This window comes from uncultured Anaerotruncus sp., from assembly GCF_902490045.1.
Classification (GTDB): Bacteria; Bacillota; Clostridia; order Oscillospirales; family Ruminococcaceae; genus Anaerotruncus.
Genome location: NZ_CABUCJ010000005.1, coordinates 16,957 through 38,374 on the forward strand (window position 1 = coordinate 16,957; position 21,418 = coordinate 38,374).

The following is a 21,418-nucleotide window of genomic DNA, read 5'->3' on the forward strand; positions in this document are numbered from 1 at the left end:
AAATCTGTTTGTACGGAGGGTTCCCCACCTGATGAAAGCGGTCATTATGGCGGGCGGGCAGGGCTCGCGCCTGCGCCCGCTCACGGAAAACGTCCCCAAACCGATGGCGCGGCTGTGCGGCCGCCCCGTCGTGGAATATATCCTCGAGCTGCTCGCGGAAAACGGCGTCTTTGAGAGTGTGCTCACATTGCAATACCTGCCCGAACGGATCACCGGCCACTTTGAGGGCGCGGAGTTCGCGGGGGTGAAGCTCTCCTTCTGTGAGGAGGAGACCCCGCTCGGCACGGCGGGCAGCGTCAAAAACGCGCTCGGGACGCCCGACGGCCCCGCGCTCGTCATCAGCGGCGACGCGCTCTGCGATTTTCCGCTGCGGCAGGCGGCGGAGGCGCACCGGGAGAGCGGCGCGGCGGTCACCATCGTGACCGCGCGGGTGGACGACCCGCGCGAATACGGGCTGGTCGTCGCGGACGAAACCGACCGGATCACCGGCTTCGTGGAAAAGCCCTCCTACGCGCAGGCGACGAGCGAACTGGCCAACACCGGTATCTATATCCTGTCCCCCGAGGCGGTCAATATGATTCCCGAGGGCCGGAAATTCGACTTTGCGTCCGATCTCTTTCCCGCGATGCTCGAGCGGGGAATGCTCCTCAAAAACTGCACCCTGTCGGGCTACTGGTGCGACATCGGCGATCTCGGCGCCTACCGCCGCGCGCAGGCGGACCTGCTCGCGGGGCGGGTCCGGTGCCGGCTGCGCGGGGAGCGGGACGCCGACGGGAACTACTTCGCGGGCAGGCGGCCCGCGGGCCGGTACGAGCTGACGCCGCCCGTGTGGATTGGCGAAGGGGTGCGGATCGGCGATAACGCGCAGGTCGGGGAGGGCAGCGTGCTCGACGACGGCTGCACCATCGGCGCGGGCGCGCAGGCGCGGGGGAGCGTGCTGCTGCCCCGCAGCATGCTCGGCGGGCGAAGGCGCCGTCGTCGGCGCGGACGCGGAGGTCCGGGAGTGCGTCCGGGTGGCGGGCGGCGTGAAGGTCCCCGACGGCGCGGCCGTCTCCGACCATCTCTCGGCCAGAGGGGGCGCGGCCTGCGCCTTCGACGACGAGGGGATGTGCGGCGAGGTCGGCGTGGAGCTGACTCCTGAGCTCGCCGTGCGGATCGGCTGCGCGGTCGGCACCCTCGCCAAGGGCCGCCCGGTCGGCGTCGCCACGGGGGACGCGCGGTCCGCCAAGGTGCTCGGCGCGGCGCTCATCGCGGGGGTTCGCTCGACCGGCGCGCCGGTGCTCGATTTCGGAAGCGTCTTCGAGGCGCTCTTCGGCTTCGCCATGGGCTACAACGCCCTGACGCTGGGGGTCTACCTCTGCGGCGGAGAGCAAAACGCGATCAAGGTGCTCTGCGAGGCGGGGCTGCCCGCCACCCGCCGGGTCGAGCGGGAGATCGAGCTGGCGCTTTCGCGCGGGGAGTTCGCCCGCGCGGGGGCGGACGGGTTCGGCGACTGCGTGGACATGAGCGGCATCGGGGTCATGTACCTGACCGAGCTGCTGCGGCAGGCCCCCGACGGGCTTGACGGGATGCGCGCGCGGGTCGCCTGCGGAAACGCCGCCGCGGGGCGGCTGCTCTCCGACGTGCTCACGAAGCTCGGCTGCGAGGTCACCGAGGAGGCGGGGCTGAAGCTCACCCTCTCTGAGGACGGGCGGCGGCTGGAGCTCTCGGAGGGGGAGACAAAATTCGGCTGCCACCGGGCGGTGGCGGCGTGGTGCCTCGCGCAGTTCGAGCAGCAGGAGGACGTCGCGGTGGAAAACGACTTCCCGCGCGCGCTCGACGCGCTGGCCGGAGAGCGGGGACGGCACGTCTACCGCTATCTGCTCTGCCCGGCGGACGGCTCGGACGCGCAGGGCAGGAAGCTCGCGGCGCGCCAGCAGTGCGCGCGCGACGGGCTGATGCTCGCCGTGCAGCTGCTCGCGCACATGAAGCGCGGGGGGCTTTCGCTGCGCGAGCTCGACAAGCGGCTTCCCCCCTTCGCCGAGGCGGAGCGGACGGTGCCCATCCGGACGCCGCCCGCGCGGGCGCTCGGGCAGTTTTCCGGGGAGCGCGCGGGGGAGGGGATCGTCGTGCGGGGCGACCGCGGGGTCGTGCTGCTGCGCCCGCGCAAAAACGGCGGCGCCATCCGCGTCTTCGCGGAGGCCGCGAGTTGGGAAATCGCGGAGGAGCTCTGTACAGATTTTACCAGACGGCTGGAGAGCTTGCTTGACAAAGAGGGAGAAATCGTGTAAAATGTATAGAAATCATGTGTTCGTTTTACGCATTTTCACAATGCGTTTGATGGTAGAAGAATTCGGCTGACGGAATTTCATCGCCTATCCTCTCACTGCGATTGATGTCCTTTCCGGCGGGGATGCTGACCCGTTTCGTGGATTGGGCATGACCGGGTAAGCAGTTGGAGGATGGGTTCTGATTTTGTGATCTTTTCTGCCGGATTTTGATAAGAGCAGATGCTAATTGCATAAAACATGGAGGTACATTTTGTGACAGATGAAAAAAAAGTCGGTGGAAAATTGACCGACGAACAGCTCGGCCTTGGGCTTGACGCGCTCGAAAAGCGTTCGGTCGTCGAACGCGGCGCGCAGAAGAAAAAGCCCCGGCAGCCGGTGAAGGAGGCTGCGGCCAAGCTGATCCAGAAGGCGCTCCCCAAGACGGAGACGCCGAAAAAAGCCGCGCCCAAATCTCCTGAGAAACAGGGGAAGGGCGCCGCCGGGGCGCAGAACGAAAAACAGGACGCGCCCCAGAAGCAGCAGAAACAGCCCAAGCAGGGCGCCAAGCAGCAGGCGGGTAAACAGCAGCCCCCCAAGCAGCAGGCCCCGAAGGAGCCGAACCGGAAACAGGCCCCCAAGCAGCAGGCGGCTCAGAAGTCCGCGGCTTCCGGGCAGCAGGCGCCCAAGGCGCCGAAAAAGCCTTCCAGGGGCGGCAAAAAGGCCCCGGTGGTCGTCGGCGCGACGATCGAGCTTTCCGAGCCGGGCAAGGCCCGCCAGGCGGCCGAGGCGCGCCAGGACGCGGGCAAACAGCAGGGCCGCAGACGCAAGGGCCAGAAGGAACAGCGCAAAACCCCGGTGCGTGTCATCCCGCTGGGCGGGCTTCTGGAGGTCGGCAAAAACGTGACGGTCTACGAGTGCATGGACGACATGTTCCTCGTCGACTGTGGCATGACCTTTCCGGATGAAAACATGCTGGGCGTCGACCTTGTGCTGCCCGACTTCACCTATGTGATGAAAAACCGCGACAAGGTGCGCGGCATCGTCATCACCCACGGCCACGAGGACCATATCGGCGCGCTGGCCTATTTCCTCAAGCAGCTCAACGTCCCCGTCTACGCCACCCGGCTGACCCTCGGACTCATTGAGAACAAGCTGCGCGAGCACGGGCTCTACGGCAAGGTCAAGCTCGTGCAGATCGCCCCGCAGGAGACGATCAAGCTCGGCTGCTTCGAGGTGGAGTTCATCCGCGTCAACCACTCGATCCCCGACGCGGTCGCGCTCGCCATCCACACCCCGGCGGGCGTCATCATCCAGACGGGCGACTTCAAGATCGATTACACGCCGATCATCGGCGACATCATCGACCTCGCGCGGTTCGGCGAGCTGGGCGGCAAGGGCGTGCTCGCGCTGCTGTCCGATTCGACCAACGCGGAGCGTCCCGGCTTCACCCCCACCGAGGTGACGGTTGCCGAGAGCTTCGACAAGCTCTTCAAGCAGGCGGAGCACAAGCGGATCATCGTTGCGACCTTCTCGTCCAACATCCACCGCATGCAGCTCGTCTGCGAGGCGGCCGCCAAATACGGCCGCAAGGTCGCCGTCTCCGGCCGCAGCATGGTCAACACCGTGCTCGTCTCGACCGAGCTCGGCTACCTCAAGCCCCCCGAGGGGGTCATGATCGACATCGACGACATCAACCGCTACCGTCCCGAGGACGTCGTCCTCATCACGACGGGCAGCCAGGGCGAGCCGATGAGCGCGCTTTCGCGCATGGCGTCGGGCGACCACCGCAAGGTGTCGGTCACCGCGAACGATTTCATCATCATCAGCGCGAACCCCATCCCCGGCAACGAAAAGACGGTCGGCCGCGTCGTCAACGACCTGATGCGGCTGGGCGCCGACGTGATCTACGAGCGGATGTACGAGGTGCACGTCTCGGGCCACGCCTGCCAGGAGGAGCTGAAAATCATGCTCGCGCTCACCAAGCCGAAGTTCTTCTTCCCGGTGCACGGCGAGTATAAGCAGCTCAAGCGCCACGCCGGCCTTGCGCTGGCGATGGGCATCCCGCCTGAAAACATCTTCATCGGCGAGAACGGACATGTCTTCGAGCTCGACGGCGTGTCGGTCAAGACGGGCGAGATCGTCCCGTCCGGGCGCATCCTCGTCGACGGGCTGGGCGTCGGCGACGTCGGCAGCATCGTGCTGCGCGACCGCAAGCATCTGGGCGAGGACGGCCTCATCGTGGTGGTCACCACCATCGACGGGACGAACGGCCAGATCGTCGCCGGCCCGGACATCATCTCGCGCGGCTTCGTCTATGTGCGCGAGGCGGAGGATATGCTCGCCGAGGCGCGCGTCGTCGCCAAGCAGACGATCGAGGGCTGCACCAAAAAGCACGTCAGCGACTGGGGCAACATCAAGACGCAGGTGCGCGATTCCCTCTCTTCCTATTTCTACAGCCGCACCAAGCGCAGCCCGATGATCCTGCCCGTCATACAGGAAGTCTAGGCGCGCGTGCTTTTGGCCCCCGACCAAAAGCACGTTAAGGAAGGGCGGGACTGCCCGGCCCGATGGGCCGGAGCGGCGCTTCGCGCCGACGCCCGCCCGGCGCGCCTCATGGAGGGGGGGCGGGTCGTCCCCCTCCATGGACCACCCCCTGACAAGCAGCATACAGAAGCGGCCGCCCGATTGGGCGGCCGCTTTGTTGTGCGGTTAACATTCAGTAGGCGAGGGCGGGGTCGAATTTTTCCGCCCACAGCTCGCCGAGCGCGGCGAGATCGGCGCGGAACTCCTCGGGCGTCTGGGTCTCCTTCTGGGTGAGCTCGTCGAGCACCTCAAAGACGAAGGCGTCCTTTCCGCATGCCTTCCAGTCGGCCGAGAGCTTGTGCCAGTTGCAGCAGTCGGTCATTTTGGAAAACTCGAACTTGCCCTTCGAACCGGAGAGGTTCGTTTCGGCGGCGAGCAGGTAGCGGCCGTTTTGGGTGTTGCGGATGACGTACACGCCGCCCGAAAGGGGGCGGCTTTTGTAGGCGTTCAGCAGCTCCTTTTTATGCATGTCCATCAGTATCCCATCTCCTTTAACAGCCGGGCGAGGATGGAAAACCGCTCGCCGAGGCGTTCCCCCTCGTTTGAGAGGGCCTGGCTGAAGAGCTTGATATCCTCCCGGATCATCGGGTTTTCGGTGCAGACCGAGACGGTCATCGCGTCCCCCTCGAGTCCCACCCGGTCAATGACGGGGTGTTCCGGATCGTAGAATTCCGGATGGCGGTAGCTCTCCTCGCGGAAGTACTGGCAGGCGCGGGCGGTGAGGATGGCCAGGTCGAGCACCCGGTGAAGGGGCAGCTCCTCCGACTGCCGGGACCATTTGCCGCCCGTGTGGCGCCACACCTTGGCGGAGATATCGAGCTTTCCGCGGTCGTTCCACTGGGCAAGCCCGAGGGAGAGGCCCTTGGCGTCGGTGGCGGGGAAGCGGTGATCGTCGATCGCCTCGTAGTCCTCCACCGCGATGACGGGCTTATGCTTTAACGTTGTCGGGATGTTCATGGGGAACCCTCCATTTACTAAATTAGTAATTTACTAATCAGATTATATCAGGGCGGGCCCCACGTGTCAAGCGAAAGGTTGTGGATTGCAACTGCCGGGCGGACGTGGTATAATAATCTATGTATGAGTGGGCCGGCCCCGCTTGGGAAACCGACAACATCGTCACAAACGAGGTTTTGAAGTGAAGAAAAGTAATCATCCGTTCCAATCCTTTTTGCTGATCGCAATCGGGTGCTGCGCGGCTGTCACGGTGGCTACGCTGTTCTTCAATATCCGGCTGTTCTATATCTGCGCGTTCGTCACGGTGGCATGCGCGGTGCTGCTTGTATGGCAGGTCCAGCTTACCAAGCGGCAGATCAGCCGTTTTCTGGTCACGATGGGTCAGACGCTGACCACCGTGCAGCAGGACGCGCTGACGGGCTTCCCCATCCCGGTGTTCGTGTGCAGCGGGGAGGGTGAAATCGTCTGGTGCAACCGCCTCGGACAGACGGAGATCCTCGGGGAGGAGAACTGCTACGGCAAGAGCATCTACACCATCCTGACCGGCGTGGACATCACCCGGACCTGCCCTGAGGGCGGCTACGACACCGAATACAAGGGACGTTTTTACACCGCCTATGTGGCGCGCGCGGTCAGCGAAGAGGAAGAGCTCTACATGGTGTACTTCTTCGAGAATACCGAGCTCAAGCGCTACGCGCGCGAATACTTTGAAACCCGCCCGTCGGTCATGCTGATTCTGGTGGACAACTACGAGGAGCTCCAGCAGAACATGAAGGACAACGAGCGCGCGCGGGTGATGGGCCAGATCGAATACGTGGTGAGCAAGTTCGTCACCGACAGCGGCGGGCTGCTGCTCAAGACCGAGCGCGACCGGTTCACCGCGGTGATGGAGGAGCGCAGCCTGCGCGGGATCATTTCGGCGCGGTTCACCCTGCTCGAGCAGGTGCGCGCCATCGAGACGGAAACCAAGATGGCCCCGACCCTGTCGGTCGGCGTCGGCCGCGACGCGTCCACCTTGGAGGAGAGCGAGCGGTTCGCGCGCCAGGCGCTCGACATGGCGCTCGGGCGCGGCGGCGACCAGGCCGCGGTGCGGGGCGCGTCGGGGTACGAGTTTTTCGGCGGCGTCTCGAGCGGCATGGAGAAGCGCACCAAGGTCAAGACGCGCATCGTCGCCACCGCGCTCGCCGAGCTGATCGGCGGCAGCGACAACGTGCTCGTCATGGGCCACCGCGCCGCCGACCTCGACTGCTTCGGCGCGTCGGTGGGCATCATGAAGGCCGCCCGCCTCATGGGCAAGGAGGCTTACGTCGTCATCCGCAGGAACACCAACCTCGTGGCGCTCGAATATGAACGGCTGCTCCAGAACGGGTTCGAGGGCATGTTCCTCGAGCCGGAGGACGCGCTGCTCAAGGTCACCCGCAAGACGCTGCTCATCATCTGCGACACCCACGTCAAGCACATCCTCGAGTCGGAGGCCGTCTTTGACGCCTGTAAGAACGTCGTCGTCATCGACCACCACCGCAAGATGGTCGGCCACATCGACAACGCCGTCATCTTCTACCACGAGCCCTACGCGTCGAGCGCCTCTGAGATGGTCACCGAGCTGGCGCAGTATTTCGGCGACAAGCTGCGGCTCGGCCGCCCCGAGGCCGAGGCGCTGCTGGCGGGCATCATGCTCGACACCAAGAACTTCATCATCAAGACGGGGGTGCGCACCTTCGAGGCCGCGGCCTACCTGCGCAAGATCGGCGCGGACACGGTCGAGGTGCGGCGGATGTTCGCCCTCTCGATGGAGAGCTACCAGCGCCGCGCCAAGCTGGTCGCCAACGCGGAGGTCTACCGCGGCTGCGCGATCGCCGTCTCGCCCGACCGCGACGCGCCCGACATCCAGGTGACTGCGGCGCAGGCCGCGGATGAACTGCTCGGCATCATCGGCGTGCAGGCGTCCTTCCTCGTCTTTGAGATGAACGGCGGCGTGTCGATCTCGGCGCGCAGCATGGGGCAGCTCAACGTTCAGATCATCATGGAAAAGCTGGGCGGCGGCGGGCACCTCACGATGGCGGGGGCGCAGCTGACCGGCGTGCCGCTCGACGAGGCGTACCGCAGTCTGGTCGCGGCGATCGACCAGTACTTCGAGGAAAACAGCAGAAATTAGTCCCGGACGGCGCTTGCGCCCGACGGAGATTGCATTTGGCAGGCCCCCTTCAGGGGGCCGGAAGGGAGACGGAACAATGAAAGTGATTCTGACACAGGACGTCAAGGGAAGCGGTAAGAAGGGGGACCTCGTCAAGGTTTCCGACGGGTACGCCCGCAATTTCCTGCTGCCCAAGGGGCTGGCGATCGAGGCGAACGCGCAGGCGCTCGGCGAGATGAAGGCGCGGCAGGCGTCGATCGAGCACAAGGCCGAGGTGGAAAAGCAGGCGGCTCAGGAGCTGGCCGGGAAGGTCGGCGGCAAGACGGTGAAGATCGCCGCCAAGGCGGGCGCGAACGGCAAGCTGTTCGGCTCGGTCACGAGCAAGGAGATTTCCGAGGAGCTCTCCCGCCAGCTCGGCGCGCAGATCGACAAGCGCAGGATCGTCATGGATTCCGACATCAAGGCGTTCGGCAGCTACACCGTGCAGGTGAAGCTGCACCCGGGCATCGCGGCGGACGTCTACGTGGTCGTCGGCGAAGCGGAGTAAGCGGATCACACTGAGAGGAGGGGCGGCGTTGGCGGACTTCAATCTGGACACGGGGGAATACGGCCGGCAGATGCCCTACAGCCTCGAGGCGGAGCAGAGCGTGCTCGGCGCGGTGCTGATCGATCCCGCCTGCTTTGCGCTGGTGATGGAGAACCTGCGGTCGTCGGCGTTCTACCGCCCCCAGCACCAGCAGATTTTTGACGTGATGACCAACATGTTCAACATGAACAGGACGATGGACTTCATCACGATCCTCGACGCGGTCAAGGGAGAGCAGATCTTCGAGACCGACGAGGACGCCAAAATCTACCTGACCAACCTCGCGCAGGTGGTGCCCTCGTCGGCGAACGTCGAGGCGTACTGCCGGATCGTGCGCGAAAAATATTATGTGCGCCGGCTGATCACCGCCTCGCGGGAGATCATCGACATGGCGCAGGAGTCCCAGGCGGAGTCCGACGTGCTGCTCGACTCGGCCGAGCAGAGCATCTTCGACATCCGCCAGGGGCGCAACACGAGCTCCTTCAAGCATATCCGAACGGCGATCACCGAGACCTACGAGCTGCTCCAGCACCTCTCCGGCGAGGACCGGGACAAGTATAAGGGCATCTCGACCGGCTACCCGGCGCTCGACCGGGTGATCACCGGGCTCAACAAGACCGACCTCATCCTCATCGCGGCCCGCCCCGGCATGGGCAAGACCTCACTCGCGCTCAACATCGCGGAGAACGTCGCCACCAAGGGGGGGCGCACGGTCGCCGTCTTCTCGCTCGAAATGAGCAGCGAGCAGCTCGCGCAGCGCCTGCTTTCGTCGCAGGCGTCGGTCGAGGGGCAGCTGCTGCGCACGGGCGAGCTTTCGGGCGACGACTGGGTGCGCATCGCGGTGGCGTCGCAGGTGCTCTCCAAGGCGGATATTTACCTCGACGACACGCCGGGCATCACGGTGGGGGAGATGAAGGCGAAGCTGCGCCGGCTCAAGAAGGTCGACCTCGTCATCATCGACTACCTCCAGCTGATGTCCACCGGGCGGCGCAGCGAAAACCGCGTGCAGGAGGTTTCGGAGATCACCCGAAACCTCAAGATCATGGCCAAGGAGCTCAACGTCCCGGTCATCACCCTCTCCCAGCTCTCCCGCGGACCGGAGAGCCGCACCACCCACAAGCCGATGCTCTCCGACCTGCGCGAATCGGGTTCGATTGAGCAGGACGCCGATATCGTCCTGCTGCTCTACCGCGAGGACTACTACGCGCGCGAGGAGGCGGAGGAGCGCAACATCGCCGAATGCGACGTGGCCAAGAACCGCCACGGCGAGGTGGGGGTCGTCAAGCTCGGCTGGGACAACCGCTACACGAGATTTACGAATTTGGAGCTGGGGCGCGATGAACCGTAAGGCGAGGGCGACAATTGAAGAATTTTCCATGCTCCGGCAGGGTGACACGGTCACGGCGGCGGTTTCGGGCGGCGCCGACTCGGTCGCCCTGCTTGATTTTTTGTGCTCGCTCACCGATCTAAATCTGACGGTGCGCGCCTGCCATCTCAACCACTGCCTGCGCGGGGAGGAGAGCGACCGGGACGAGCAGCTCGTGCGCACGATGTGCGCGGAGTACGGCATCCCGCTCGACCTGCGCCGGGTCGAGGTCAGGGAGCTCGCGCGGGAGCGGGGCGTGTCGATCGAGGTCGCGGCAAGGGAGGCGCGCTACGCCTTTTTCGGCGAGCTTGCGGAAAAATACGACTGCAAGATCGCGACGGCGCACACCCTTTCGGATACCGCCGAGACGGTGCTCCTGAATCTCGCGCGCGGCACCGGCATCGCGGGGCTGTGCGGCATCCCGCCGGTGCGCGGGGCGGTCGTGCGACCGCTCATCGGCTGCACCCGGCGGGAGACGGAGGACTACTGCGCGGCCCACGGGCTCTGCTACGTCACCGACAGCACCAACCTGACCGACCGCTACACCCGCAACCACATCCGCCACAACGTCCTGCCGCAGCTCTTCCGGGTGAACCCCGAGGCGCTCGCGGCGGTCGGGCGGATGACCGACTCCCTGCGGCGGGACGCCGACTGCCTCGCGCAGCTCGCGGGGGAGGCGGGGGAGAAGCTCCGGCGGGAGGGAGGCTTCGACGCGGCGGGGCTTGCGGCGCTGCATCCGGCGCTCTGTACCCGCGTCATCGCCTCGCTGCTCGAGGAGGGCGGCGTCGAGCGTTCGGCCGAGCGGATCGGCGCGGTCGCTGGGATGCTCGAAAACAGCCGACGGCACACGATGCAGGTCGGGCCGCGGCTCTACGTCACCGTGCGGGACGGTGTGCTGCGGCTGGAACGGCGCGGCGAGCGCCCCGCGGGGCCGGTCACGCCGCGGCAGCTCGAGAAGGCGCGGCTCGACGGCGCGCGAATTCCGCTGGACGGTGGAAAAGCAATAGAATTTTCGGTTATAAACTGTGCAGATTATGAAATTTTTGAGAACATTCCGGATAGGGGATTAAAAAACGCGGTCGATTATGATAAAATAAATGTTGATATTTTTTTGCGTTCGCGGCAGGCGGGCGACCGGATGAAGCCCGCCGGGCGCGGATGCACAAAAACGCTCAAAAAGCTCTTTTCCGAGCTTGGGCTCGACGACCGCGAGCGGCTGTGCGTACTGGCCGACAGCGAGGGGGTCTTCTTTGCGGAGGGCGCCGGCGTGGACGAGCGGGTGCGGGTTGGCCGCGGGACGAAAAACATCATGATGATCACCCTCGCGCCGGAGCCCGGGGCGGGGGAAAGACGAGCGGAGGATGAATAGGCATGGCAAAAGGGAATATGACGGACGACATCCTGAAGGTGCTGATCGAGGAAGAGGAGATCGCGGCAAAGGTAAAGGAACTCGGCGCGCGGATTTCCGCGGATTACGCGGACAAAAAGCTGCTGGTGCTCGGCGTGCTCAAGGGATCGTTCGTCTTTATGGCCGATCTCATCCGCGCGATCACCGTCCCCTGCGAGATCGAATTCATGGCTGTTTCGAGCTACCGTTCCGGCGTAAAATCCTCGGGAGTGGTTAAGATAATCAAGGATATCGACATCAACCCCCAGGACTACAACATCCTCATCGTCGAGGATATCCTCGACAGCGGCCTGACCCTCAAATACCTCAAGGAGCTGCTCATGCAGCGGCACGCGTCGGACATCCGCATCGCGACGCTGCTGGATAAGCCCGCCCGCCGCGCCGCGGACATCCAGGCGGACTACACCTGCTTCGAGGTGCCCGACGAGTTCGTGGTCGGCTACGGGCTCGACTTCGCGGAGAAATACCGCAACCTCCCCTATGTGGGCGTGCTCAAGCCGGAGGTCTACGAAAAGTAGTCCCGCGCCGCCGTGCGGCGCGCCTTGGGCGCGCAATGATTTGACAGGAGTGAATCTGATTTGAACAAAAAGTCAAGAGGCATCGGCATCTGGCTTTCCACCTTCCTGCTGCTGATGCTCATGGCCGTGCTGATGTTCTCGTCGATGCGGCAGACCCCCGTCACCGAAAAGTACTCCGACGTGCTCGGGTATTTCCAGCGGCAGGAGGTCAAGGAATACACCCTCGACCTGGGCACCGGCGAACTGAAAATGACCTTCCAGGACGACACGGCCAAGGACTACAAGGTCCCCAACGTCGTGCTTTTCCTCGACGATATCAGTTCCGACAAGCCGGACGGCACCAAGAGCTATGTCCGGCAGTACAACGAGGCGCATCCCGACGCCCCGATGGTCTACGACCACTTCCCGATCAAGCAGACCCCCTGGTGGGTGAGCCTGCTGCCGACCCTCGTGCTCGTGGGGCTGCTCGTCTTCTTCTATTACATGATGATGAAGCAGGCGCGCGGCGGCGGCACGGGCGGCGTGATGAGCTTCGGCAAGGCGAAGCCCCGCGCCCCCGAGGAGGGGCCGAAGGTGACCTTTCAGGATGTCGCGGGCGCGGACGAGGAGAAGGAGGAGCTTGTCGAGATCGTCGAGTTCCTCAAAAACCCCTCCAAATTCAACTCCCTCGGCGCGCGCATCCCCAAGGGCGTGCTGCTGATGGGCCCTCCCGGAACAGGTAAGACGCTGCTTGCCAAGGCGGTCGCCGGCGAGGCGGGCGTGCCCTTCTTCTCGATCTCCGGCTCCGACTTCGTCGAGATGTTCGTCGGCGTCGGCGCGTCGCGCGTGCGCGACCTCTTCGAGCAGGCCAAAAAGAACGCCCCGTCCATCGTCTTCATCGACGAGATCGACGCGGTCGGCCGCCACCGCGGCGCGGGCCTGGGCGGCGGGCACGACGAGCGCGAGCAGACCCTCAACCAGCTGCTCGTTGAGATGGACGGCTTCGGCACCAACACGGGTGTCATCATCATCGCCGCGACCAACCGCCGCGACATCCTCGACCCGGCGCTGCTGCGCCCCGGCCGCTTCGACCGCCAGATCGCGGTCGGCTATCCCGACATCAAGGGGCGCGAGGCGATTTTGCGCGTCCACACCAAGAATAAACCGATCGCGCCCGACGTAAACCTGCACACGATCGCCGCGTCGACCGTCGGCTTCACCGGCGCGGACCTTGAAAACCTCGCGAACGAGGCGGCGCTGCTCGCCGCCAAGAAGAACCTCCGGGCGATCACGATGGCCGAGATCGAGGAGGCTACGATCAAGGTGATCGCCGGCCCCGAAAAGAAGAGCCGGGTGGTCACCGAGAAGGACAAAAAGCTCACCGCCTACCACGAGGCGGGCCACGCGGTCTGCACCTACTACCTGCCCACGCAGGACCCGGTGCACCAGATTTCGATCATCCCGCGCGGCATGGCGGGCGGCTATACGCTCTCGCTGCCGGGCGAGGACAAATCCTATATGACCAAGCGGGAGATGAACGAGGAGATCGTCACCCTGCTCGGCGGGCGCGTGGCGGAGAAGCTCGTGCTCGAGGACATCTCGACCGGCGCGTCCAACGACATCGAGCGGGCCACCAAGGTCGCGCGCAATATGATCATGCGCTACGGCTTCTCGGAGAAGCTGGGCCCCATCGTCTACGGGCACGACGAAAGCGAGATCTTCCTCGGCCGCGACTTCTCGAGCACCCCGAGCTATTCGGAGAACGTCGCCGCCGAGATCGACGCGGAAATCCGCGAGATCATCGACACCGCCTTCGAGCGCGCGGTCGAGATCCTCACCGAGCATATGGATCAGCTGCATCAGGTGGCGCAGTACCTCTTCGAGCACGAGAAGATGGAGGAGGACCAGTTTGCCGCGATGATGGAGGGCAGGCCGGTTCCGGAGACCTCTGGATCCTCCTTCTACCGCGACGCCTCCAGCCGGCAGCCTGAGCCGCCCAAGGAAACCGCCCCCAAAGAGGGGCCCGCCCCCGGAGGGCAGGCTCCCCCCGCGGAGCACCAGGACGATTCGCCCTTCGGGGAGGAATGGAATCACTTTTAGCGGGAGGTTAGGAAGATGCTCTTCGACAAGATCATCACGCTGTCGCTCAACCCTGTGGCGGACATCACCCTCTACGTGGATGGATTCATCATGGGCAGCGAGAACACCGTCACCAGCGAGCTGTACGACTCGGCGGGCAAGGCGGTCGACGTTTCGCGCGTGCTGCAGAGCTACGAGCTTGCAAACACCGCGCTCATCGTGGCCGGCCAGGAGAACAGCAAGCGCTACTTCGAGCGCCTCGACGACGAGCATGTCCGGACGCGGGTCATCCTCACGCCCGGGCGGATGCGCGAGAACATCAGCATCGTCACCCCGGACGGAACCTTCACCCGGCTGATCCGCAGGAGCCCCAAGATCCGGCAGCGTACGATCGACGAGCTGGAGACGGCGCTGTCGGAGGAGATCCGTCCGGCGACGCTGGTCGTTGTGGCGGGCGCGATGCCCGAAGGGGTCACCGACGACATCTTCTGTGAAATCTGCATGTTCATCAAGGAGTGCGGCGGCACGGTCGCGCTGGACACCCGCTCCGCCACGCTTGAGAACATCGCCAAAATCCAGCCGTGGGTGATCAAGCCCAACTTCGAGGAGCTGTGCATGCTCGTCGGCCGTCCGCTCGAATCGCTCGAGCAGGTCAAGGACGCCGTCAAGCAGCTGGCCGATCTCGGCGTGCGCCATGTGCTGGCGAGCATGGGCGCGGAGGGGATGGTCTACGGGGACGGCAAGGTTACATACAAAGCCGACGTCCCCGAGCTCTCGGAGATCAAATCCTCCATCGGCGCGGGCGACGCGGCCCTCGCGGGGTTCATTATCGCCCACGATTACAAGTACGATCCCAAGCGTTCGCTGCAGTTCGCGGCGGCGTTCGGGACGGCCTCCTGCCTCGTGGAGGGCACCAACCCGCCCCGGCGCATTTCGGTCGCGATGGTCAATAACCAGGTATCCGTATACGAAATTTAAACGGAGGGCCGGAGGAATCCGGCCCTTTTCAAAAGGGAGGACAAGCAAGTGAGCAAGCTGTTGGTCGTGGTGGACTACCAGAACGATTTTGTGAACGGGAGCCTCGGATTCCCGGGCGCGGAGGCGCTTGAGGAGCCGATCTGCCAAAAGATCGAGGCGTACAAATCCCGCGGGGACGACGTGGCGTTCACCTTTGACACCCACGGGGAGGATTACCTCGAGACGCAGGAGGGCAAAAACCTGCCCGTCGTCCACTGCGTGCGGGGGATGCCCGGCTGGGAGCTCTACGGGAAGGTGGCCGATTACTGCGACGCGCTGACCCCCTGCTTCCACAAGCCCGCCTTCGGTTCTATGGCGCTGGCCTACTATGCCAAGACGCAGGGCTATGAGGAGGTCGAGCTGTGCGGGCTGGTGTCCAACATCTGCGTGATCTCCAACGCGGTACTGATCAAGGCCGCGCTTCCCGAGGCGCGGGTGTCGGTCGACGCGCGCTGCACCGCCTGCGCCGACCCGGCGATGAACGAAAAGGCGCTCGACGTGATGGAGGGTCTCCAGGTCGCCGTGACCAACCGGTAGGAGCGGCCAAACGGGATGACAAAGCCGCTTGAGAAGCGGAAAAAAAGAGGGCGGACACGAAGGTGTCCGCCCTCTTTGCGCGTGATGCCGGGGAAGGGGAAGCGGCGGCGATGTTGACAACCCCGCCGCGGACGCTTACAATGTCTACATTGATAAGATGAAGAAATGCTCGAGGCGCCGACTAATTGACCGAAAGGAAGTCTGCAATATGTATGAACTGATGCTTGACACCGCGAATCTGGCGGATTTGAAGGAGGGGCTGGACAGCTGGCCGGTCGTCGGCGTGACCTCCAACCCCACGATCCTGAAGGCGGAGGGCGAAATCGACGTCTACGCCCGCCTGCGGGAGATCAAGGCGCTCTGCGGCGAAAAGCGCAGCCTGCACGTGCAGGTCGTCTCCACCGCCACCGGCGCGATTCTCGAGGAGGCGCGGCACATTCTCGAGAATCTGGGCAAGGACACCTTCATCAAGGTCCCTGTCAGCGCCGCGGGCCTGCCCGCCATCAAAAAGCTCTCCGACGAGGGGGTGAACGTCACCGCCACGGCGATCTATTCGACAATGCAGGGGATGCTCGCGGTGCTGGCGGGCGCGAAGTACATCGCGGTCTACTACAACCGCATGGAGAACAACTGCACCGACCCCACCCGGGTGATCGCGGAGCTCCGTGAATTCATCGACGGCAGCGGCAGCGGCGCGAAAATCCTGGCCGCGAGCTTCAAGAACGCCGCGCAGGTCGTCTCCGCCTACGCGAGCGGCGCGCAGGGCGCCACCGTGAGCGCCGACATCATCCGGCTGGGGCTGGGCATGACCGGCGTCGCCAGCGCGGTGGACGTCTTCCGGAAGGACTTTGAGGCGATCCACGGCGCGGGCCGGACGATGATGACGATCTGAGCCGCGCCATAAAAAGCCCGGCTGCGGGAGGCAGCCGGGCTTTTTTTCTTCGCGGTCGATTTTTCCAGCTCCGGCGGGGGCGCACAGGCCGGGCCGGCGGGAAAAGTTGAACGCCCGCCGGGAAAGGCGGACGCTCTTGGGGAAAACGGGTTATTTGTTTGTGTCTTTAGTATACCATAAATTTACAGCTCTGTATATAGTCATATTCGCGAAAAAACGGGAAAGAAAATCGAATATATTGTGATATCCAGAAAATTGGAAATGAAAAAAGGGCAAAAAAGTACCGCCCAAGCGATTGCCCGGACAGCACCCCTGGTGGACGGTAAGGAACTCGAATCCCTGACCCCCTGCACGTCAAGCAGGTGCTCTACCAGCTGAGCTAACCGTCCATATCGTCGTCTCTATCAGCGACTTTGTTATTATAATATAATTCTCGGTAAAATGCAAGCGAAAAATTCAAAAAAGGCGCAAAAATTTGTAAACCGTGGAAATCGACAAGGAGCGCGGGGGGAATCGGGGGGATTTATTGTGCAGTTCTGTCAAAAATTGCCCCCTCCGCACTGTCAAAACCAACTGAAAAGCACTTGTTCGCCGGTGCGTGAATGTGATATAATAAATTGATTTGGCATGTACAGGAGGGCGTCATGGTAATTCTGGGAATCGACCCCGGCTACGCCACGGTCGGCTTCGGGGTGGTCGATTATGCCTATGGGAGGTTCACGCCCATCCGCTTCGGCGCGATCACCACGCCGGCGGGGATGGCGTTTCCGGCGCGCCTGGAAATCATCTACGGCGACATCTGCCAGGTGCTCGACAAGACCCCGCCCGGGGCGATGGCGGTCGAGCAGCTCTTCTTTACCAACAACAAGACCACCGGCATCGACGTGGCGCAGGCGCGCGGGGTGATCCTGCTCGCGGCGCAGCAGCGCGGCGTGCCGGTATACGAGTATACGCCGATGCAGGTCAAGCAGTCGGTGGTGGGCTACGGGCTGGCCGAAAAGCAGCAGGTGATGGAGATGACGCGCCGTCTGCTCGGGCTGGAAAAGGTCCCGCGGCCGGACGACACCGCTGACGCGCTCGCGCTGGCCATCTGCCACGCGCACTGCGCGGGCTCGCTGCTCGCAAAATACCGATAGGAGGCGCGGGGATGTATTACTGCGTAACCGGAAAGCTGATCCATGTGGAGCCCTATCTCGCGGTGGTGAGCTGCGGCGGGGTGGGCTACAAGTGCATGACGACGCTGACGACCCTCTCCTGCCTGCCGCCGGCGGGCGGGGAGGTCACCCTTTATACCCACCTGAACGTAAGGGAGGACGCGCTCGACCTCTACGGGTTCTATACCCAGGCGGAACGGACCGCCTTCCAGATGCTGATCGGCGTGTCGGGCGTGGGGCCCAAGTCGGCGCTCGCCATCCTTTCGGACATGACGCCCGACCAGCTCTCGCTGGCGGTCGCGTCGGGCGACGCGAAGAGCCTGCGCAGCGCGCCGGGCATCGGGCCGAAGGTCGCCCAGCGGATCATTCTCGAGCTCAAGGACAAACTCGGGACGGATGGGCTCGCCGAGGGGATGCAGGAGGTCGCGGCGCAGCTTCGCAGCGAGACGACCAACATGAGCGAAGCGGTCAGCGCGCTGTGCGTGCTCGGCTACAGCCAGTCGGAGGCGGCGCGCGCGTTGGCGGGCATGGCCGCCGACACGCCCGTGGACGAGCTCATCAAGCACGGGCTCAAGGCGCTTTCGGGCGGCAGATAACGGGAGGGGGCATCGGGGATGTTCGACAACGAGATGGACTTTGAAAACCGCATCGCCGCGCCGGAGTACACCCCGGCGGACGGCGAGATCGAGCTCTCCCTGCGCCCCCGGACGCTTGGGGAATACATCGGTCAGGAAAAGGTCAAGGAGAACATGCGGGTCTTCATCCAGGCGGCGAAGGGCCGCGGGGAGCCGCTCGACCATGTGCTGCTCTACGGCCCTCCAGGACTGGGCAAGACGACCCTTTCGGGTATCATCGCCAATGAGATGAACGTCAATATTCGCGTCACCAGCGGCCCGGCGATCGAAAAACCGGGCGATCTGGCCGCGTTACTCACCAATCTCGCGCCAAATGATATACTGTTTATAGATGAGATCCATCGGCTGTCCCGCGCGGTGGAAGAGGTGCTCTACCCCGCGATGGAGGACTACGCGCTGGATATCATCATCGGGAAGGGCCCGTCGGCGCGGTCGATCCGCATCGACCTGCCGCGCTTCACGCTGATCGGGGCGACAACGCGCGCGGGACAGCTCACCTCGCCGCTGCGCGACCGGTTCGGCGTGATCCAGCGGCTGGAGCTGTACACCGCCGACGAGCTCTGCACGATCGTGCGGCGCAGCGCGGGGATCCTCGGGGTCGAATGCGACCCCGAGGGGGCGTTTGAGCTGGCGCGCCGCAGCCGCGGCACCCCGCGCGTCGCCAACCGGCTGCTCAAGCGGGTGCGCGATTTCGCACAGGTGATGGGGGACGGCAGGATCACCAAGGAGATCGCCGCCATCGCGCTCGACCGGCTGGAGATCGACCATCTCGGGCTTGAGACGACCGACCGCCGGATGCTCGAGACGATCATCAAAAACTATGCGGGCGGCCCGGTGGGGCTGGACACGCTGGCCGCCGCGGTCGGCGAGGAGGCCATCACGCTCGAGGACGTCTACGAGCCCTACCTCATGCAGCTGGGCTTTCTGGCGCGCACCCCGCGCGGGCGGTGCGCCACGGCGCTGGCATACGGGCATCTCGGGCTCAAAATGCCGGGGGAGGACGCCCCCGGACAGCTGACGCTCGGCTGAGCGGAGCGATTACATACGATAGGAGAAAGACCGAATGGGCAGAATTTTTGGAACCGACGGGGTGCGCGGTGTCGCCAACGGCGACCTGACGCCCGAGCTCGCCATGAACCTCGGCCGCGCGGCCGGCATGGTGGTGGAAGAGGCGACCGGACGCCGCCCGACCTTCCTGGTCGGTAAGGATACGCGGGTTTCCTCCGACATGCTCGAATCCGCCCTGGCGGCGGGGCTGTGCAGCGCGGGGGCGGACGTGGTGTTGCTCGGCGTGGTGCCCACCCCGGCGGTCGCCTTTTTGGTGACCAGGTACGGCGCGGACGCGGGGGTGATGCTCTCGGCGAGCCACAACCCCTACGAATATAACGGCATCAAAATCTTTTCTTCCCAGGGCTACAAGCTGCTCGACGCGCAGGAGGAGGAGATCGAGCGGATCGTGCTCGACCACGAGAAGCCCTATTCGATCAAGGCCCCGGCGGAGATCGGCGGGGTGCGCCGCGCGGAGAGCGCGGTGGACGACTATGTGGAATACCTCAAGACCACCGTGGAGTGCGATCTCTCGGGGCTGCGCGTCGCGCTCGACTGCGCCAACGGCAGCGCGAGCGTTACGGCGAAAAAGCTCTTCGAGGGGCTGGGCGCGGAATGCGAAATCCTCCACGCCGAGCCGGACGGCAGAAACATCAACGACGGCTGCGGCAGCACCCACATCGGGGAGCTCTGCGCGCGGATGCGCGCGGGCGGCTTCGACGCGGGGCTCGCCTTCGACGGGGACGCCGACCGCTGCCTCGCGGTGGACGAAAAGGGCGGGCTGGTCGACGGCGACCGGCTGGTGGCCCTCTTCGCATACCATCTCAAGGAGCAGGGCAAACTGAAAAACAACACCCTTGTGGCCACCGTGATGAGCAACCTCGGCCTCTTCAAGTTCGCCGAAAAGCACGGCATCGCGGCCAAGGCCACCAAGGTCGGGGACCGCTACGTGCTCGAGACGATGCTCGCCGAGGACTTCTGCATCGGCGGGGAGCAGTCGGGGCACATCATCTTCCGTGACTTCATGCCCACGGGGGACGGGCAGCTTTCGGGCATCCAGCTGCTGAGCCTCTTAAAGCTCTTCCGCAAGCCCCTCTCCGAGGCGGCGGGGCTCATGAAGACCTATCCGCAGACCCTCCTAAACATCCACGCGACGCCGGAAATGAAGGCTTCGCTCTCGCGGGACGCGCGGGTGCAGGGAGAGATCGCCCGGCAGAACGACCGCCTGGGCGGCGACGGGCGGGTGCTTGTGCGCGCGTCGGGGACCGAGCCGCTCATCCGCATCATGGTCGAGGGGCAGGACAGCGGGGAAATCGAGGCGATCGCGCGGGAGATCGCGGACGTGATAAAGGGGTAGTGACATGCGCGCAGCAACCGGATGGAAGGACTTTGAACTGCTCGACGCGGCGGACGGCGAAAAGCTGGAGCGGTGGGGGGATGTGATCCTCGCCCGCCCCGACCCGCAGGTGATCTGGAAGACGCCGAAGGGGCCGGAGTGGGGCCGCGCCAACGCGCGCTACAACCGCTCGTCGAGCGGCGGCGGGAGCTGGCAGGTGAACCGCCTGCCGCGCGCCGAATGGGAGATCGGCTACGGGGCGCTGCGCTTTTGCATCCGGCCGACCGGCTTCAAGCACACGGGACTCTTTCCCGAGCAGGCGGTCAACTGGGACCTGATGGACGGCCTTGTCAAAAACGCCGGCCGTGAGGTGAGCGTGCTCAACCTCTTCGCCTACACAGGCGGCGCGACGCTCGCCTGCGCGGCGGCGGGCGCGAAGGTCTGCCACGTCGACGCCTCAAAGGGGATGGTGCAGTGGGCGCGGGACAACGCCGCGCGCTCCGGCCTTTCGGACAGGCCCGTCCGCTGGATCGTCGACGACTGCAAGAAGTTCGTCGAGCGGGAGATTCGCCGCGGCGTCCGGTACGACGGCATCGTCATGGACCCGCCGAGCTACGGCCGCGGGCCGGGCGGCGAGGTGTGGAAGCTGGAGGACAGCGTCTATGACCTCGTGAGCCTCTGCGCGGGGGCGCTGTCGGACGCGCCGGAATTTTTCCTGCTCAATTCCTACACGACGGGGCTTTCCCCGTCGGTGATGGCGTACATCCTGTCGGTGACGGTGGGGGAGCGGTTCGGCGGGCGGGTGTCCGCCGACGAGATCGGCCTGCCGGTCGCGCGGACGGGGCTGACGCTCCCCTGCGGCTCCACCGCCGTCTGGACGCGCGAATAGGCGTCCGGCGGGAGCGGCCCGTAAAAACAGACAAGCTCACACGGCCGGTATC

General features: G+C 64.6%; 19 protein-coding genes and 1 tRNA gene. 17 read left to right on the forward strand and 3 right to left on the reverse strand.

What is annotated here, in order from left to right; all coding sequences use genetic code 11:
- Positions 1-31: 31 nt before the first annotated feature.
- The 3 genes from RDM88_RS01215 (at position 32) to RDM88_RS01225 (ending at position 4,754) form a co-directional block, all read left to right on the forward strand.
- Positions 32-1,141 (forward strand): NDP-sugar synthase, encoded by a 1,110-nt coding sequence (locus RDM88_RS01215; RefSeq protein ID WP_308752398.1) that lies wholly within the window; start codon positions 32-34, stop codon positions 1,139-1,141.
- Positions 1,107-2,270 carry a hypothetical protein gene (locus RDM88_RS01220; protein ID WP_308752447.1) on the forward strand — a complete coding sequence of 388 codons (1,164 nt, stop codon included), beginning with the start codon at positions 1,107-1,109 and terminating at the stop codon, positions 2,268-2,270. Before RDM88_RS01215 ends, RDM88_RS01220 begins: the two co-directional genes overlap by 35 nt.
- Positions 2,271-2,522: 252 nt before the next feature.
- Complete coding sequence (locus tag RDM88_RS01225) at positions 2,523-4,754, forward strand: RNase J family beta-CASP ribonuclease (RefSeq protein WP_308752400.1); 2,232 nt, start codon at positions 2,523-2,525, stop codon at positions 4,752-4,754.
- 211 nt (positions 4,755-4,965) lie between these two features.
- On the opposite strand, the gene RDM88_RS01230 is transcribed toward RDM88_RS01225, so the two are convergent.
- Positions 4,966-5,307 carry a GIY-YIG nuclease family protein gene (locus RDM88_RS01230; protein ID WP_308752402.1) on the reverse strand — a complete coding sequence of 114 codons (342 nt, stop codon included), beginning with the start codon at positions 5,305-5,307 and terminating at the stop codon, positions 4,966-4,968.
- The gene (locus RDM88_RS01235) at positions 5,307-5,789 is read right to left on the reverse strand and encodes a DUF6530 family protein (RefSeq protein WP_308752404.1); all 483 of its coding nucleotides are present in this window, start codon (positions 5,787-5,789) and stop codon (positions 5,307-5,309) included. The genes RDM88_RS01230 and RDM88_RS01235 overlap by 1 nt, the downstream gene beginning before the upstream one ends.
- A gap of 181 nt (positions 5,790-5,970) precedes the next feature.
- Here RDM88_RS01235 and RDM88_RS01240 point away from each other — a divergent pair, with 181 nt between their 5' ends.
- The 9 genes from RDM88_RS01240 to RDM88_RS01280 all read left to right on the forward strand — a co-directional run bounded on the left by RDM88_RS01240 (position 5,971) and on the right by RDM88_RS01280 (position 16,305).
- Entirely contained in the window at positions 5,971-7,944 is a 1,974-nt protein-coding gene (locus RDM88_RS01240; RefSeq protein WP_308752406.1) for a DHH family phosphoesterase, read from the forward strand.
- 76 nt (positions 7,945-8,020) lie between these two features.
- On the forward strand, positions 8,021-8,470 hold the full coding sequence (rplI, locus tag RDM88_RS01245; RefSeq protein WP_308752408.1) for a 50S ribosomal protein L9: 450 nt from the start codon (positions 8,021-8,023) through the stop codon (positions 8,468-8,470).
- A gap of 28 nt (positions 8,471-8,498) precedes the next feature.
- Entirely contained in the window at positions 8,499-9,857 is a 1,359-nt protein-coding gene (dnaB, locus tag RDM88_RS01250) for a replicative DNA helicase (protein WP_374045396.1), read from the forward strand.
- Positions 9,847-11,244 carry a tRNA lysidine(34) synthetase TilS gene (gene tilS, locus RDM88_RS01255; RefSeq protein ID WP_308752410.1) on the forward strand — a complete coding sequence of 466 codons (1,398 nt, stop codon included), beginning with the start codon at positions 9,847-9,849 and terminating at the stop codon, positions 11,242-11,244. The genes dnaB and tilS overlap by 11 nt, the downstream gene beginning before the upstream one ends.
- Positions 11,245-11,246: 2 nt before the next feature.
- Positions 11,247-11,801 carry a hypoxanthine phosphoribosyltransferase gene (gene hpt, locus RDM88_RS01260; RefSeq protein WP_308752412.1) on the forward strand — a complete coding sequence of 185 codons (555 nt, stop codon included), beginning with the start codon at positions 11,247-11,249 and terminating at the stop codon, positions 11,799-11,801.
- Positions 11,802-11,915: 114 nt separating this feature from the next.
- Complete coding sequence (ftsH, locus tag RDM88_RS01265; RefSeq protein ID WP_308752451.1) at positions 11,916-13,880, forward strand: ATP-dependent zinc metalloprotease FtsH; 1,965 nt, start codon at positions 11,916-11,918, stop codon at positions 13,878-13,880.
- Positions 13,881-13,895: 15 nt separating this feature from the next.
- On the forward strand, positions 13,896-14,837 hold the full coding sequence (locus RDM88_RS01270) for a hexose kinase (protein ID WP_308752414.1): 942 nt from the start codon (positions 13,896-13,898) through the stop codon (positions 14,835-14,837).
- A gap of 48 nt (positions 14,838-14,885) precedes the next feature.
- Positions 14,886-15,413 carry an isochorismatase family cysteine hydrolase gene (locus RDM88_RS01275; protein WP_308752416.1) on the forward strand — a complete coding sequence of 176 codons (528 nt, stop codon included), beginning with the start codon at positions 14,886-14,888 and terminating at the stop codon, positions 15,411-15,413.
- A 208-nt stretch (positions 15,414-15,621) separates the two neighbouring features.
- Positions 15,622-16,305, forward strand: a complete 684-nt coding sequence (locus RDM88_RS01280) for a fructose-6-phosphate aldolase (RefSeq protein WP_308752418.1) — start codon at positions 15,622-15,624, stop codon at positions 16,303-16,305.
- Between the two features lie 313 nt (positions 16,306-16,618).
- Here the strand turns inward: RDM88_RS01280 and RDM88_RS01285 are convergent.
- Positions 16,619-16,694: transfer RNA gene (locus tag RDM88_RS01285), tRNA-Val, on the reverse strand.
- Positions 16,695-16,949: 255 nt separating this feature from the next.
- On the opposite strand from RDM88_RS01285, the gene ruvC reads away from it, so the two are divergent.
- Genes ruvC through RDM88_RS01310 form a run of 5 tightly spaced genes read left to right on the forward strand, consistent with a single transcriptional unit; the run spans position 16,950 to position 21,366 of the window.
- On the forward strand, positions 16,950-17,441 hold the full coding sequence (gene ruvC, locus RDM88_RS01290; protein WP_308752419.1) for a crossover junction endodeoxyribonuclease RuvC: 492 nt from the start codon (positions 16,950-16,952) through the stop codon (positions 17,439-17,441).
- A gap of 11 nt (positions 17,442-17,452) precedes the next feature.
- Positions 17,453-18,055, forward strand: a complete 603-nt coding sequence (gene ruvA, locus RDM88_RS01295) for a Holliday junction branch migration protein RuvA (RefSeq protein WP_308752421.1) — start codon at positions 17,453-17,455, stop codon at positions 18,053-18,055.
- An 18-nt stretch (positions 18,056-18,073) separates the two neighbouring features.
- The gene (ruvB, locus tag RDM88_RS01300) at positions 18,074-19,123 is read left to right on the forward strand and encodes a Holliday junction branch migration DNA helicase RuvB (RefSeq protein ID WP_308752423.1); all 1,050 of its coding nucleotides are present in this window, start codon (positions 18,074-18,076) and stop codon (positions 19,121-19,123) included.
- 34 nt (positions 19,124-19,157) lie between these two features.
- Complete coding sequence (glmM, locus tag RDM88_RS01305; RefSeq protein WP_308752425.1) at positions 19,158-20,498, forward strand: phosphoglucosamine mutase; 1,341 nt, start codon at positions 19,158-19,160, stop codon at positions 20,496-20,498.
- 4 nt (positions 20,499-20,502) lie between these two features.
- Complete coding sequence (locus RDM88_RS01310; RefSeq protein WP_308752427.1) at positions 20,503-21,366, forward strand: class I SAM-dependent methyltransferase; 864 nt, start codon at positions 20,503-20,505, stop codon at positions 21,364-21,366.
- Positions 21,367-21,418: the final 52 nt, after the last annotated feature.